The sequence below is a fragment of the Pseudomonas idahonensis genome, assembly GCF_037903935.1.
Classification (GTDB): domain Bacteria; phylum Pseudomonadota; class Gammaproteobacteria; order Pseudomonadales; family Pseudomonadaceae; genus Aquipseudomonas; species Aquipseudomonas danubii.
This window is the reverse complement of the sequence record NZ_CP149586.1, coordinates 5,686,296-5,701,739: the sequence shown is the minus strand read 5'-3', so window position 1 is coordinate 5,701,739 and position 15,444 is coordinate 5,686,296. Positions and strand designations below refer to the sequence as shown.

At 54.2% G+C, this 15,444-nt stretch carries 13 protein-coding genes; 5 read left to right on the top strand and 8 right to left on the bottom strand.

All coding sequences use genetic code 11. The annotated features are described in order from the left end of the window. Nucleotides 1–24: 24 nt before the first annotated feature. On the bottom strand, nt 25–822 hold the full coding sequence (locus tag WIN67_RS25745) for a hypothetical protein (RefSeq protein WP_339070213.1): 798 nt from the start codon (nt 820–822) through the stop codon (nt 25–27). An 858-nt stretch (nt 823–1,680) separates the two neighbouring features. Between WIN67_RS25745 and WIN67_RS25740 the strand changes: the two genes are divergently transcribed. The 5 genes from WIN67_RS25740 to WIN67_RS25720 all read left to right on the top strand — a co-directional run bounded on the left by WIN67_RS25740 (nt 1,681) and on the right by WIN67_RS25720 (nt 8,560). Then, nucleotides 1,681–3,045, top strand: a complete 1,365-nt coding sequence (locus WIN67_RS25740; RefSeq protein ID WP_339070212.1) for a metallophosphoesterase — start codon at nt 1,681–1,683, stop codon at nt 3,043–3,045. Next, nucleotides 3,045–4,073 carry a GTPase-associated system all-helical protein GASH gene (locus tag WIN67_RS25735; RefSeq protein WP_339070211.1) on the top strand — a complete coding sequence of 343 codons (1,029 nt, stop codon included), beginning with the start codon at nt 3,045–3,047 and terminating at the stop codon, nt 4,071–4,073. Before WIN67_RS25740 ends, WIN67_RS25735 begins: the two co-directional genes overlap by 1 nt. A 113-nt stretch (nt 4,074–4,186) precedes the next feature. Continuing rightward, nucleotides 4,187–5,101: a TRAFAC clade GTPase domain-containing protein gene (locus WIN67_RS25730; RefSeq protein ID WP_339070210.1), complete on the top strand. Its 915-nt coding sequence runs from the start codon at nt 4,187–4,189 to the stop codon at nt 5,099–5,101. Then, on the top strand, nt 5,098–5,940 hold the full coding sequence (locus tag WIN67_RS25725) for a hypothetical protein (protein WP_339070209.1): 843 nt from the start codon (nt 5,098–5,100) through the stop codon (nt 5,938–5,940). Before WIN67_RS25730 ends, WIN67_RS25725 begins: the two co-directional genes overlap by 4 nt. 4 nt (nt 5,941–5,944) lie before the next feature. Further along, nucleotides 5,945–8,560, top strand: coding sequence for a hypothetical protein (locus WIN67_RS25720; protein WP_339070208.1), 2,616 nt, complete (start codon nt 5,945–5,947; stop codon nt 8,558–8,560). 210 nt (nt 8,561–8,770) lie between these two features. Here WIN67_RS25720 and WIN67_RS25715 read toward each other — a convergent pair whose 3' ends face one another. The 7 genes from WIN67_RS25715 to WIN67_RS25685 form a co-directional block, all read right to left on the bottom strand. Beyond that, complete coding sequence (locus WIN67_RS25715) at nt 8,771–9,751, bottom strand: chromosome segregation protein SMC (RefSeq protein ID WP_339070207.1); 981 nt, start codon at nt 9,749–9,751, stop codon at nt 8,771–8,773. Between the two features lie 91 nt (nt 9,752–9,842). Further along, nucleotides 9,843–12,731 (bottom strand): DUF927 domain-containing protein, encoded by a 2,889-nt coding sequence (locus WIN67_RS25710; RefSeq protein ID WP_339070206.1) that lies wholly within the window; start codon nt 12,729–12,731, stop codon nt 9,843–9,845. Further along, nucleotides 12,728–12,997, bottom strand: a complete 270-nt coding sequence (locus WIN67_RS25705) for a DUF3077 domain-containing protein (RefSeq protein WP_339070205.1) — start codon at nt 12,995–12,997, stop codon at nt 12,728–12,730. The genes WIN67_RS25710 and WIN67_RS25705 overlap by 4 nt, the downstream gene beginning before the upstream one ends. Beyond that, entirely contained in the window at nt 12,994–13,278 is a 285-nt protein-coding gene (locus WIN67_RS25700; protein WP_339070204.1) for a hypothetical protein, read from the bottom strand. The genes WIN67_RS25705 and WIN67_RS25700 overlap by 4 nt, the downstream gene beginning before the upstream one ends. A gap of 530 nt (nt 13,279–13,808) precedes the next feature. Beyond that, nucleotides 13,809–14,114 (bottom strand): hypothetical protein, encoded by a 306-nt coding sequence (locus tag WIN67_RS25695; protein WP_041774464.1) that lies wholly within the window; start codon nt 14,112–14,114, stop codon nt 13,809–13,811. Continuing rightward, nucleotides 14,111–14,392, bottom strand: coding sequence for an AlpA family phage regulatory protein (locus WIN67_RS25690; protein ID WP_339070203.1), 282 nt, complete (start codon nt 14,390–14,392; stop codon nt 14,111–14,113). Before WIN67_RS25690 ends, WIN67_RS25695 begins: the two co-directional genes overlap by 4 nt. A gap of 86 nt (nt 14,393–14,478) precedes the next feature. After that, nucleotides 14,479–15,330, bottom strand: a complete 852-nt coding sequence (locus WIN67_RS25685) for a hypothetical protein (protein WP_339070202.1) — start codon at nt 15,328–15,330, stop codon at nt 14,479–14,481. Nucleotides 15,331–15,444 lie beyond the last annotated feature (114 nt).

Sequence of the window (15,444 nt, the reverse complement as noted above, 5' to 3'; positions counted from 1 at the left end):
CGTGGGCATACAAGCTGCAGCTCTCTAAAGTTTATTGGTAACTCCTGGAGCTGCCTTTTCTACCTTTAATTCTAGGCCCTTAGGTGACAGTTCAGTCTCCCGGATGACGCGTCCCTTGCTCCCATCGATTTTGAAAACAGTTTTGTCGACGAGTAGGAAGGTGCTTTTGCTATCGACCAGAATCAAATGCCCGACCAGTCTCACGCCTTTATCTGTTATCACCGTCACCGCATCCTTTAGTCCATTCGGTGCCTCCAGGTTCGTGTACTCCCTGAAATCATCCAAGCCATTTGTGATGCCGCGCTTCACGCCTAAGGCCGGAGCCATGAAGGCTAGGAACATCGTCATGCCTATCCAGGTCGATACACCTATGATCACCGGGGCCTTTAACTGTTTGGTGATCATCGAGACGAAGGCCGCTGCAGCACCTATAAAAATGAGAGCCACCAGCCCAGGGCCGATGATTGGGACGCTGTTGGCCGCAGTCAATACACCTGACAAAATGTTGATATACCCATACAGCAAGAGCGTGGGCGTGCTCAGCGCAATCTCGTTTATGTCTATACCAAATTTTTCATAGTAGCCGACCAACACCGAATATCCGTAGACAACCAGTCCGGCTTGTGTGCTGAGAGCTCCGGTGGCGACAAGTTTGAAAGCCAAGTCTGTATTGGTTTTCGTGTCCCTAGACTGATCTGATGCGTCCGGCTTGGGATGAACAACCTGAGTCGAAAGCGATATGGGTGCAAGCAGCTCTACCTTTATCTTTCTTTCTCTTTTCCAAAACACAACACTGTCCCTAGCAGGAAATTGAGCGGGCAAGATACTGACGTCCCGCTTTGACGGCCACAGGAAAGTAGGCGGCTGTCGGGGACCCTGTGGTTTGCTAGTCATACGGGGTCGGAAACCCACGGGACTTCAGTAGTGGAAGGCGCTCCACCTTACTGAAATTCAAAGGTTGAAATTGAAAGGATCTTGAAGAGAAAGGGGCATCGTTACCGTATCTGCAATGGTGGTCCCAGATTGGTCATTTCATAGGGCAAATGCACAGGTGAACAGGCAGTTCACCGGGTTCACCTGTTCACTAATCTGGGAGTTCTCCCACTAACAAGGTCTGGCGGGTTTCCGACCCCGTATACTAAAAAAACTCCAGGGGCCCGAGGCATTTTTGATGGTGGTGCTTGGCGTTCGCTGGCGGAAATGATGCTTCGGGGGAGTTGGGGGGAAGTCTCTAAAAGTCGTGTTACAAAAGTTACTCATGTTACGTTTTAACTTATGTCATTGTTTTTAATTAGTATTTCATTGGAAACATTACTTCGCCTTGTACGGCAAGACGTGTGTTACACGCATGCCCCGTGTAACGTTTGGCGGGCAATTGTTCATACCTGAAGGGCTGCATTGGCTATTGATGTGTCATCTCCCTACGCAGTCGTATGGCGAGTAACGAGTGCAACCTGTCTGTGGGCTTTGAGCGCAGGCTGTCCTTGCTTAAGGCGCATTCACTTCATGCTAATACACGAGGAAACAGGTCGAGCAGCATCGATAGGGCTACCCTGCTGTCGTAGGTACGGATAGACGTGAGTAATGACTGGTGGCATCTTGCCGTTAAATCGTCGCCAGATCTCGCTGAACATGTTAGAAGTGCCGATGTTCTGGTGGGCAGCATAGTAGGGAGAGCGAATGTCTGCAGTCTTTGTTCATGTGTCTGACATCCACTTCGGCCAAGAAAAGGATGACCGGGTACAGATTCATGGCGACGTAAAGCAGCAACTGATCATAGATGCCCAAGAAGTAGTCTCGACAATCGCTGGCGGAACCGCGTACGGGATTTTGGTAACTGGTGACATTGCCCAGACTGGCGTGAAGGCCGAGTACGACGAAGCTGCTAAATGGCTCGATGAGCTGGCCGCCAGCATAGGGGTAGGCATTGACTGCGTGCAGATGGTGCCTGGCAACCATGATCTCGATAGGTCAAAGCTCACTCCGGGCGTCAAATTAATTCTCGATCAGATAAGGGCTGGGGGCGCCGCAGAGTATGGTGAGTTCCTAAATGACCCGTCGATTAGGGAGGCACTCTTTGCCCGTTTCAAGGATTATGGGAGCTTTAGCTTCGGCTACAACTGCCCCCTCAATAACGAGGGGATTTATGCCTCTGAGATGATGGTTACTCTGGCACCTGGACGAGCGATTCGTTTCATCAGGTTCAACTCGTCACTACTATGCCATGGTAAAGAACGAGATGAGCATCCTGAGCTGATGATAGGTGCTCGGCAATTCACCATTCCTCGTGTAGCTGGCGTCGAGAACATCGTCCTCGTTCACCACCCATTGGGCTGGTACAAAGACAAAGAGCAAGTTCAAAAATATGTTAGAAGCCGAGCACGTGTCTTTATTTCAGGCCATGAGCATGACCCCAAGGTGTCCGTGGACAATATTGAGTCGGGCTGTGACCTGATGATGCTGGCTGCCGGTGCTACTGTCCCTTTCAAATCTAATTTGGAATACACCTTTACCTACAACATCATTGAGTTTGACTGGGATGCTGAAACGGATGGCCTATCGGTGACCATTCATCCCAGGGCTTGGAATTCAGAGCGAACGCAGTTTGAGGCGGACAATCAACGTTTAGGTGGAGCAAGGCCAAAATTTCGGTTGGGATGCCCTTATTTCCGCAAAGCAAAACGACCTGATTTGCCCTCAATGGATCAGCCCAGTAGTACAGCACCCGCAGAGGAAGCTTCACTCTCAACAGGTCTGGCCCCTGAAATGGTCCCAATAGCATCCTCGAACGAGGTACCAACGCTAATGCCACCGTCGGTAGAGGGCTATGAGATTGTTCGTCTCCGGTTCTTCCGTGATCTCTTAGAGGGGGAGCGTTTGCGTATTCTCGTTGATCTGGATGCGATACCTGAGGACTTTGATGAACCAATGTCTCAGGGGTTAGAGCGCAAATTACTAGATTGGCTTGTGCGAGAGAACAAGCTGGAGCAGGTCGAGCACATGATTGATCAGTTGATTCGCGAGCGAAAGGATGGAGTGCGGTAATGGAGAATTTTGCGGTTCACATGCGAATTTGCAGCGCCAGTGTAACGGACGATGACGTCAACTCCCGACGTTCAGCTGCGACCAGCCTTGCAGGCACTTGGGGGAAGGAAAAGACTGTAGAAAAAATCATCTCCAAGGCATCTGATGTTGCTAAGGTGCTTGGCGGTAGTGGGGTTCCTCCCGAGACGCTGGGGGATGAGGTTCAGGCAGCAATCCAGAAGAAGTCTTCTTCGTACTTGCACAAGGAGCGACCGTTTGATGTTGGAGTTTGCGCAGGTATGGCTATGGTCTCCATGCTCGGCTCAAGCGTTGGGTCGAGTGGTTGGTCGATCAGCGATGTGTATGCTGCTGCGCTCTGGTCGTCGCTGGCATTTCAACCAACTTTAGACGCGACTCGGCGAGAAAGCCTACGTCTTGAGGTTCTTAATGCGGCTTCTGGTTGGAGTACGAAGTCTGCCGAGGCCGCTAGAGAGCGAGGGAGCGTTCCTGAACCCTCCAATGCCAAGATCACTATATCTACTGAAGGCGTAGTGACCCATAACATCTCCGAATCGATGGCCAAGACAGTTGAGGCTTTGCGCCGTAATGCTGCCCTTGATCGAGAGGAACTAGATTTCTTGTGGTGGGCGCAAGTTGGTCGTAGTCGCTTACTCAAAAGGCAACCATCCGAAATCAACGAGCCGACGCGTGTCATCGCTGCCGGTATCGAAGGCTCAAAAATGCTTCGTCGCCTTCCTTGCGAGGTGCATCGCGAGATCATTCTTAGAACAGTAGAGGATGATCCAGAACTTGATCTGAAAGAGTTGCTGGCGGCGCTTGTGGATGACAAAGAGAAGCTCGGTGGTGAGGTCGATGAGCGTTGGGTAGCCGACTACCCATCTGTCTTCCCTCTTCTGCACGCGTTGGTTACAGGGGAGGTGGATACCCCCGGCGCGGATGTTAAGCGGCGAGCTTCGGAGTGGGGGGAGCGTGCTCTGCTTGAGGCGGGCTTCCTCAATCTGATACTGAATGGTCCGGCTAAGCTATGAGCGGATCGTGCGGATTTGAGGGGTGCACTGTCGACGAGACAGGAATATGCGCGCTCGAACGCGATCCTACAACGTGCTCGAATCGAACTCCAAATCAGGTTGGTGGCGAGCCAGTGGAAGATGCTCAGAGCGACTTCGAAGTCTCCTCCCCAATCGGTGATCGGCTTGGCGCAGCTGTACTTGATGAACCCGCCCGAACCCGTTCATTCCCTTCCAGTCGCACGTTTGGACTCAATGAGCTAAACGTGATGATGGGGAAGCGATACGTTAATGTGGTTGGTATTCTCGGCGACCCAGAGTCTGGTAAAACTGCATGTCTGGCTAGCCTGTACCTGCTGATCTCACATGCCAAATTGGATGGCTGGTCATTTGTTGACAGCAGGAGTCTCGCAGGTTTCGAGGATATCGCACGCGGTGCAAGGGACTGGAATGAAGGTCGGGCGCCGGAGCAAATGACAGTGCATACCGAAATGGCGGATGATCGTCACCCTGGTTTTTTGCACCTTGGTCTTGTTAGGCGCGCGGATGGGAGACGTGTCGATCTAGCCCTTCCCGATATACCAGGGGAGTGGACTCAGGAGCTAGTCAATTCAGCGAGAGCTGATCGGCTGGACTTCTTGAGGTCGGCCGAGGTCATTTGGGTCGTTCTCGATGGGCGTTCGCTTGCGGATATTGAGAGGCGAAATGGACTTATTGCTCGTGTAGGGCAGCTCGCTGCACGTTTGAAATCCATGCTGGACGGCCGCAGGCCTCGATTGATCATCGTAGTAACCCATCACGATGTGCATGTCCTCGATGAGCAGGTGGCTCAGCGACTAAGGGCCGAACTTAGTCGACGGGATGCCGAGGTCGAGATCGTAGGCGTAGCACCGTTTTCTGATGAGCCGAAAAGTGTGCCTGCAGGATTCGGTTTAGCGGAACTAATCAATTTAACCATTGGTGCTTTGCCTGATCGACCAATCTTCTGGCGCTCGACCGAACCCACTGAGGATAGACGTGCGTATCTAAACTACAGGAGAGGCCAATGAGTCGCTCAATCGTGTTGCTGGGTGGTCCTGACTCGGGGAAGACCAACTATATCGGTCCTCTATGGCAAGCTCTCGATGCTGAGGGAGGAGCGTTACATGCTGCGGAACAGCCCGAGGACATCAACTTCGTTCTCGAAGTTACTGCGCATATTTTTGCGGGAGACTTCGCCCCACGTTCTGAGCATAGCGATGTACGCCGAGACTTTGAGGTGGCCGTCGCTGCGACGAAAGGGGGGGCGCAAGCTAGGATCATTGTGCCGGATATATCTGGCGAGCTTTGGCGTAACGCAGTCATCAACAGCGAGATCGACTCTGACTGGATGGAAGAGTTGGAGAGATCTGATGGAGCCTTGCTCTTCGTGAGGGTTGGCTCGGATCAAGATGTCCGGCCACTCGATTGGGTAACGTCGCGAACGCTATTAGAACGACTGGGGGATGAGGAAGAGCCAGGTCTCCCCACGCAGGTAATGCTTTGCGAGTTGATCCGTTTTTTGGAGCTTTCTCTTGCCCGTCGCGAGGACTGTAGCCGGCCGCGCTTATCTGTGGTTGTCACCGCCTGGGATCTAGTTGACGCTGAGAAGTTCCAACATGGCCCTCTTGTATACCTAGAGCATGAGTATCCCCTAGTTGCAGGAAAGCTGATGGATCTAGAGGGACTTGATGTCCAGATATTTGGTCTCAGTAGCGTAGGCGGCGATCTGAAGAATGATGCTGCTTACCGAAGAGAATTTCTTGAAGCAGGTCCAGATGGTAAGGGTTGGGTTGCTGTGAAGGATCAGGATGGGTGGAGGAGGGATTTTGATATCACCCTTCCCATAGCCTGGGCTGTGGGGCTCTGAGCCGGTGATTACTGTTGAAATTCAAATCCACGGCTATCGCAAGGGGCACCAACTATTTGCTTCTTCGACCATACTGTCAAAAGATGATCAGGCAGTTGTTGACCGCCTCTCGGATGTAGCTGGGCCGCTACGCCCGAAGGAACAGTTTGCGCCGTATCTATCGGCCTATCCATTGCCGAGCGGCAGCTATTACGTCATAGCCAGGACATGGCAGGATCACACTGTTGCCCGGGCGGGGTGTGTTCGAACGATGAGCGTCTTGATTGATGCGCACGTGTGGGCTACTAAGGCGCCACTTTTACCTCTGCTTAACCTGCTCAAACTATCTGAACTTCCGAGCGACCAGCATGCGGTTCGAGCCCATCTGAATGAGTACACTGACGAGAGGTTGCCCCCCACTCCATCTTTCAGTGCCAGCGAGTTGCTGGAAGCACTGTTCCTTGAAGATGCGAAGCCAGTAGTAGTGTTTGACGCCCCCGAACCCGAGCTTATCGCCTTACGTTTACTTACCGCGTTATGGCCAGATATACGGCGGCACTTTGCAATTTCGACGTTTGCATTGTCACCAAGAAAGATCGATGGACGCGACCTCGACCTTGTCTTCGCTCCTATGAGTGCCAAAGCGAAATTCAGTGATTGGCCAGGTCGGCGTGTGGATGGTAGGTCGTTGCAAAACAATAGGCACAGATGGACTGGGGCAATCATGCAGCGCGTCTTTGAAGATCCTCTGCCCAGGCTACTATCAGAGCGAGAAATCAATCTGCTAGGAGGGCGTGATGTAAACAGTGCCGCTGCTCTACGTATCGCATTGTTGTGGGACGAATTGTTGGGCAAGCTGCAGCAGGTGCCTACTGCAGCTTTAGGGCTGTTGGATATCGCTAATTCAGGCATGGTTAGCAACGCCGAAGCCGTAAAATCCTTGGAGCCTCTGCTGGCCGATGCTGTTAGTCGGGCGGCTAGCACTCTATCTGTCAGAGACGTCTGGGACTTCGTAGGCGCACTCACGAGAAAGATGTGGGGCCAGAGTATGCCGGTAGGCAAGGCAGCAGCAGGGCACCTCGTAGAGCAGCTCGCAGAGCGCTCACCTTTTGGCGCGATCAGCTTTTTATGTCAGTCGGATTCCAAGGGCGCTATTGGTGCCTTAATTCCAAATATTGCAGCTGGGCTCGCAAAAGGGGCTGATCCGGTCGTCGAGCGGGCGCTGCTTGATGCGCCAGAGGACATTCTCACGAGTCTTGTGATTCAAAATGGTGTTCTCAGCCGTCGGGTTGTCGATGATGATGCGCTCATTGAGCGGTTGGGGCGGATCTTATGCAGCATCGACCAAGAGCAGGCACATAGAGTAGGAAAGGTGGTACTTCCATTTCTCATTGATGATCGGCAACTGCCTGTTGCTAAACCGATAGTTAATGGGATGGGGGCCTTGGAGTTGGCTGCAGAATTGAGCTGGCTAGGAGAGGCAAATGGATTTAAAGCTAATCGCCTGAGCTCAATGCTTATAGAGCGAGCACGTAAGATAGGAGGCTTATCAGCCGTACGTGATGTGTTGATTTTGTCTGATGTCTCTGTACAACGTGACTCGTTGATCGCCCAGTCAATCGAGCCTACTAAGGCTGATTTATATTGGTTATTGAACGAAAAACGCCTGACAAAAACCACAATTTCAAAGCTGCTTGTGGGAGTGCTCGAGCAGGCCAGCGAAGAGCAGTTAGCGGAGCTTATTTCTGATAACGAAATTAGTGAGAGCATTTTCAAGCGCCTACCAAAAGACTCGGTTGAGATGTCGGTACGGATCGCTATGCAGGATAGCCTGCCAATCAATGTCCAGATCCACGTCGTTGGCTCTCTGATTTCAAAAGTTAGTGAGTCACAGAAATTTGATATCGCCGAGCGAACAATAGGGCGGTTCTTGCGCAGCCACTTCGATGGCGAGGAAGCAGAGTTTCTGTTGATACTGCTCAAAATTATTGGCGCGAAGCTCAATGGCAGATGGATTGCTAACGCTGGGCTGGGAAAAGGGGTTGACTCAGATATCGCCAGTCGAAATCTTATTGTTTTCGATATGGCTCCCTTGCCAGCTAGAGAGCGTTTAGTTGGAGCTGTAGATGAAATTGCCCGTGCTCTTCATTCACGTCATGTAATTGATCTTAATGAGATGGCAGCTGACGCATGTGCAAAAATCATGAGCGATGCAGGAATAAAGTCGCGAAAAACATTACTGACTGCAGCAGGAATGTTGATGCCATCGCTACTTCGGTCCCGACGCTTTCCTGTATCACCAATAATAGTGACACTGTTTCCTCCTCTTTATAAAGAATTGGCGAGCTCGAGTGATGTACCAGATTTTTTGAAGTTTGTTCCATTTTTAGATTGGGATCGCTGCAAAACCGCTCGCCGAGAGTTGGTTAGTGCTTTTATGTCTTCTTCTTGGAGGCCTGGCGATCTGGCTTTGATAGCATGCCGATGCAGTGATATAACAAAATTTTTCGAGCATGTAATTTCTTCATATAAAGGGGATAAATACCTTTCTCTAATAGAGAGTGACCTAGGTCGACTAAACGGCAGTGGCGATAAAATGGTTGCGCGTATAATTTCAGATGTTCGGTTGGGGAAGTACTAAGTGTGATTGTGGCGCAAGATAATTAATTCAGTAAATAGCGCTTTGAGGGGGTAGTCTAAAATGGTCGGTTTGTTGGTCGAAGTAATACCGGTGCTGAAAAAGCCTCAAAGGGGGCTTTTAATCGCGTAATATTCGTTTTTACGCTGCGATTAACCCAGTTGGTGTTCTAAACAGCCTACCTGCGTAGGCTGTTTCAGGTGGCTCGGTGCGTTACAGCGAAAGGACATCTTGCCGAGTGTATTTGCGAGAGAGCTCGCACAAGTCACTACCAGTCCAGTCTCTGAGTTTTTCACCTTCTTCAGGAAGAACCAACTTTCTGAGGCTAGTTTGATCACCATCTACCAAATCAATGGCAAGCCAGAGCTTTCCTCCCATATCCAGCAACTCTTGAGCTTTCTCGTTCCACTGTTCCTCTAAAACTATCCGTGCCAAGTACAAGGCTTCTTTCTCAATGGACTTGTGTTCTCTTTGAGCCTCAGCGATGTGTTGGTCGATGATGATCAGTTCCTGTTCGAGTGCGCTAATGATCAGATGTTGCCGACGATTTTGCTCAGTTGTAGTCGTGAGGTTTTTCGCTGCCTTTTGCGCGTCCGCATTGGCGTTTTTTTCGCCTTCGGTGTCCCCCCATGCCACGGCCTGAGCATAAGCGGTTGCTGCATCGGTTTCGGCCTGTCGGGCTTTTGCCATGTCCTCGGTTGCTTGCTGCTGGACCTGTTCCAGTCGAGTACTAAGACTGTTCCGCTTTTCCTTGAGCTCTTGCTCGTCGGCTTTCCAGTTCGACATCGACTCGGTGTAGCTCGCCATTAAGGTTTTATAGTTGGCGAGACTCTCCCGTCGAGTGATTTGATTGGTAATGATGCTGGCTTGGAGGTTGAGAGAGTCGTAAGGGATTTTTAGTTCGTTGTACTGTTTCCGGATTTCATATGCCTGATCAGCATCCATCACTTCGTCGCCCTCCAGCAGCGCCTCCAGAGGAGCTATCTCGGCAGACAGCTGTTCAGCTTCCCCTAGGAGCTTGTCGCGACGTACGTTCAGTTTTTCGATCTCGTCCAGCAGAAGCTGTTTCTTTTCGTAATAGGCTGTCGCTTCATTGTTGTTCGAGTCAGGCCCTGTAAGTCCTGTGACTTCACGGCTTTCCAGTTCAGTGGATAGAAGTTCGCGTTGTTCATTGTTTGCTCGGAAATCGTTCATCGTTGTTGTTCCTTAAAATCTGATTGGAGTTGAATGAGCGGCTGGCGAGGCCGGGAATCAGCCGGCGCTACCTCAATCAGCAGAGATGCCCTCAGGCAGCCCGAGCCTCGCTCTCATCCGCGCCTGGAATCGTCTTCACGATGTAGCAGCGCTGCGGGCCAAGCCCTGGTAGACGGACCAAACTCGACGCCTTCCCGTCGCTGGCCGGCTCCAATACACCGCGTCTCAACAATTCCTTGTTCACAGCACTGATGTTCATGCCCCTGAAGATCTCGGAGCGCCACGCCTCGGGCAGTACGTAATAGGTGTTGGTGGTGTGCATGGTGTCGCCCATGCCGTGCTCAAGCGTCTTGCGAAAGCCCAGGCGGTCGATGGTGCGGGGGCCGTGCTCATCGATCTTTGCTGCGGCTGACTCCCAGCGGGTGAAGCGGCTTTCCCCGAAGCGCTCGATCACCTGTCTCAGTCGAGCCAATATCGCGTCGCTCTCGAAGTTTCCGGCGCCACCACGCTCGGCTAGCCATGCGTGCAAGCAGACTCGGGCCGCGGTGGTGGCGGTGCCATCCGGCCATCCGGTGACACCAAAGGCTGTGGCCAACTCGCCTGCTGCTGCCGCGAGCCCGAATCGCAGGGCTGCGCGTTGGGCCTGACCGCTGGATGAGGTCGGCAGGTTTTGGGTAATGAATTGCTCCAGCGTGCGGCGAACGATCACTGACCACCTGAGCATTTCTCCTGGTACGCAAAGCGCCTCCAGAAAGGCGGTGAGGGGTGTGCCGTAGTACTTGGCTACCCTCGCTGTAAGCGCGTCGGAGAGGGCGGCTGCGTCTTCCTGGCCGTTCAGCACGTCGAACATGCCGAGCCCCTTACTGGCGTCTGCGGGGACTGCGAGCATGCGCACCTCCATGCCCGCTTTCAGTTCCTTGTTAGCCTCTGCCATGTGTTGGGCCAAGGTCTTCTCGCCGGTCGATAGAAACAGCAAACGCCATTCTTGAACCTGTCGGCCCGATTGTCCTCGATCATTGGCGCGGGCCTTGCCGGTGCCGTTGCCGAGCATGTACACCGTCTCGCCAATGATGCGTGGGTCGCACATGCCGATTTCGTCCAGCACCAGGAGGCCGTCGGAATGAGCCGCAGCGATAGACTCTAGGGCGTTGTCTGTGGAGCGCCACGAACGCACCAGACGCGGCCCGCCGTAGACTGATGCCGCTACGCGCAAGTGAGTGGTCTTACCCCCTGAGCTATCACCGTAGAAGTGAAAGCCGCCTGACTCGTGACCCAGTAGGTTCAGCAGCGGGCCGGCAAAGGCCACGCTCACGACAAATGCCAAGCGGTGATTGCCAATGCACAGCGCGCCAATCTGCTGTTGCCATTGCTCCAAAGTGCCCGCTTCGCTGATGGGTGGGAGTTGGGCGCCAGCGTCGTAGAAGTGCAGGTGCTCCTCATGTGAGCCGAGTTGTTGTTCTGGCAATAGATAGGCGTTGCCGTGCCATCCCAAACGCGTCACCAGTCGCGCGCGTTGTGCGCTGTCAAAGCCACCAAGGTAGCTCTGCAAGTCGTTGCGTGCGTTACGTCCCGAGCGGCTTCCGGCGAGACGTAAGCCCATGTCCACCAAGGGGCCTAGAACGTCTTTACCGAAGTCGCCGGTCATGGTCCTGGCCGGAATGTTCCAGCGTTTCTTGGCGCCGTCTGGATCGTCGAACTCGACCAGCAGGCCCCAGTTATGGCCCTTCTCGTCACGGGTGCGGGCGATGATTTCCAGGGGTGAGCACACCGGGCGTGCCTCACCATCATCACCGGCATAAAACACCCCTTCGGGCGTCAGGCGGAAGCCACTGGGCATCAGGTCATTTTTCGATTTCGCCGGGCGCTTGGTCGCTGTCTTTGTCTTGATGGGCTCCTCTGTTTTTTCGTCCGCCGTGTTCACGAAAAACTCACCGCTGCGCACTAGCTCGGCAACGTGGCCAGCGGTCCAGCCCTTGGTCAGTGCGTCGGCAGCGTCGTCGCCTTCTAGCCACTTGCCGCCTTTAGCGAATGAGGGATTGCCGTCCTTGGTGGTGGGCTTGCGCTTGAACACCTCAAGTGACACTCGCTGTACTGACTCCGCGCCCAGTTCAAGCAGCTTCGGCTCGATGGCGTCCATGCACGCTTTACCGCTGGCATCGTTGTCCGGCCAGAGCAGCACCGACCGCCCTTTGAGCGGCAACAGGTCGGCCTTGTGCCAGGAGTTCGAACCGTTCGGCCAGCAGGTGGCCACGTGCTCAGGCATCAACTCAGCGGCGGCGTCTGCGGCCTTCTCGCCTTCACACAGCACCACCGGGGCGTCGATACGCTGGGCCAATTCATCCAGGCGCAGCAAGGGGCGTGGTTCAGGCAGGCCTTGCCAGCGCCATTGAGTTGTTTGGCCATCGGAGCGTTTGCACCAGGTCAGCGGGGCAAAGACCTTTCTCGGCTTACCGTCTTCGTCCGGGCCCAGGTCGAAGCGATACAACGCCATTACCGGCTGACCTTGAGCATCGCGGTAGATCCACACCTTGGACGGTGCGCCGTGTTGTCGGTGTTTGGCCGGGCACTTGCTCATGGCCTCTGCTGGGATCGGCAGGATGGCGATCCACTCGGGCGACTTGCTTTTGGCCGGTGTGGATTTGGCCTGAGCTTTTCCAGCAGAGACGCTCAGCAGCTCCGCGAGCTTGTTGCAGGCTTCCACATCTGTGCCACCGTCGAGGTAGCGCACCAGGTCAATCAGGTCGCCGCCCTTGTCGCCGGTGGCAAAGTCTGCCCAGGTGCCTTTGCTAAGGTTGACCTTGAGTGAGCCTGCGCGCTTGTCGGTGCGTGTGGGGTTCGGTGCGGTGTATTCCTTGCCTCCGTCTACGCGTTTGCCGTTGGGCAACCAGTGGGCCAGCACGCGGTCAATGTCCTTGAGAGCGGCGCTTTTCACGTCGGCAAAGCTGGGCCGTTTTGGGGCGTTGCTGGTGCGTTGGGTCATGGCTTGGCCCTCGACACGAAGAGTGAGTCGTTCACGTCGTCGAGGAGCGCCTTGGCCATCTCGCCGAGATAGAGCGCACACCAGCTATAACGCTCACTTTTTTCAGTCATGGCTGCGTCTAGGGTCAGTTGGTTGGCGTAGAACTGGAGGAGCGAAACCGTTTCGAGTGCATCCTCGATCGACACCCCCGCATTGACTCGAAAGAGGCATTGGCCGTTGGTGCTGTCAAAAAATGAAGCCCGGCCCAGGGTGGTTTGAGTGCTCATAGCGCACCGCCTTTCTGGTCCAGGGGAACAGAGGAGGCATCACCGTGCAGGGTGAGTGTTTTGATCAGGCCCAGGGTTCCGCGAACGTCCCAGATAACCGAGGCAATAATGTGATTGGAGAGGCGTGACTGATCACCTTCGAAGTGATCTTCAAGCAGCATCAGCACGGAGTCTGCACGCTCAATGGCGCAGGTGATGGCGTCGATAGGGATACCGGCTTCAACGTCATTGCTGACGCACAGCAGGTCTTCGGGTAGGGCAAGGCTGCGCAGAGTGCTCATTGGGCACCCCCTGCGCTTTCCAGGGCACGAGCCTTGGCCATGTGGGTGTTGTAGCGAGAAAGGCGTGTAGCGAGGCTGGAGTTGGCGTGTAAAGCGGCGAGAGCCATTGCCCTATGGGCAGCGGCGCGAATTTTGGACGGATTGAGGGCGTGCATGGGTGGAGCTCCTTTGTCTGGGGAGCTGCCACGATTTGCGGCCAAGCAAATTAGGGTGGCAGCTGTACGCGGGTTGGCCGACCGGGGACAAAGGATCCCGGCACACCCGAAGGTGTCCCGCGCACAGCCGCCATAACTCGAGGTAGCGGGCACAAAAAAAGCGCCTGCTATCGGATGGTGGGCGCCTGTGCGCCTCTGTCTGTTCGGACGGCCAAGTCCGGTCACTGAATTTGCAGTGACGGCCAGAGAGTAGCTCCCGATTTTTGAAAGTGCAACTGCAGTGATGGCTTGCAGATTGTTCAGGTGCGGCATAAATTGTTCGTGCATGTAGATTTACCTCAACGCCTCCGGATCGCCCCCGGGGGCGTTTTCATTTCAGGCATGAACTTCCCGGCGCAGGGAAAGCAGAGGAAGGAAGTCGCCCTCGATGCAGGAGCGTGCGTCTTCGTAGGCATCGATCTGCTGGCCTTCATCGACGATGACGGCGTGAGGGGGCATGCTGGGCAACGCGAGCGCGCACCAGGTGCCGTCAGCCCAACTCATCACGGCCACTACGTGGTTTCGTCTGGCCTGCTCGGTTCGGTAGCGCTCCAGGCGTTGCATGCATCGCGATGAAAAACCGATTTTTCGAAGCACGGAGAAGGGCTGCAGGACGGCTCGGTGAGCTATGCGCTTTTTCATGCGGCCACCTGATCGCGTGCTGCGATGCGTGCTCGTGCCCAGGCTTGTACTTCGGAGAGAACCCACGCAACGGGTGCGCCGCGAGCGTTGCTGTTGCTGAGCTTGACCGGCTGCGGGAAACCGCAGTCGGAGCGCTGCATGAGTTTGTAGATGGTCGAACGCTTCATGCCTACGATGCCCTCAACTTCGCGCATGCGGATCAGGGTCGAGGCGGCATCAAACAATGAGGGGGCGTTGGCGGGTGCTTTGCGGGAAATTTCGGTAGCAGGGGTTTTCATAGGTATTGCTCTCGATAGGTTTGGACTGACGAGAGCAATGATCTAGGTGCCGAAATTTCAAAAGGAGTTCACTTCCATTTGAAATTTCAGGTTAACAGCACTTTGTGTTCTTTGAGGATGGCCTCCACACGTTTGCGTGTCAGCGCTTTGTCGGTTTCAAGAGCAACCCACTTTGGGCGCTCCTTGGAGGGTTTGGCGACTTGCTGCTCAAACCAGCGGTGTACTGCGGTAGTGACAGATCGACGTGGCATTCCATTGTGCAGAAGAATCCGGGCTTTTTTAACCAGGGCGGCATCACGAGCGCTCATCTCCTTGTTACGGTCTTGACCGCTGTGCAGACCGCCTTTTCGCCGAGTTGCCTCTCTGATTGCGTGGAGGGCTAAAGGCCTCGATTCGTCGCCTTTCAACGCAGGCAAAGTGGTGATGGGCTCTAGATAAATTACGTACATATCCAGAGCTTCAATGCGTTCAGTCTCGTTGACTTGGCGCTCTACGAACTCGCGATAGAAGTCCCACGGCCACTCTGGCACTTTCATTCCCTTGGGAAGAGCGTTCTGCTCTGTCTCAAGCATCCAGTCACTCATGACTTCCAGCGCTTTCACCGCGCAGGCCATTATGTATGCCGCGTGTGCCTGATCGTCTGTTGCAAAGTGGCATCCGCTGTATTGACGAACCAAGTCGGCCAGATGCTGGGACGGACCAGTCATGGCGTACTGGGAAATGGCTTCTTCGAGCTGACTCACCTTGACGCACAAGGTATTGAGCTCGCTGTTGATATCGTCCGTCTGGATGCGTATGCAGCATTGGTCGATCAGTTGGCATGCGTGCAGGATCTCGTCACAACACAGCAGGTAGAGTGGTTGTGCGGATAGATGCTCGATCAGGCCAAATGATGGCTTTGGCTGCTGATGAGCAGGTGCTGATCCTGCCATCTTCATGCGTATGAGCCCCTGTCACGAACGCTTGGGCCATTCCCGCGCCCTTCCTTCTGCAAGCGCATCCAGCGAGAAGTGTGTCTTAAACTTTCGGGCCAGAGACCTACCGGCAGCAGG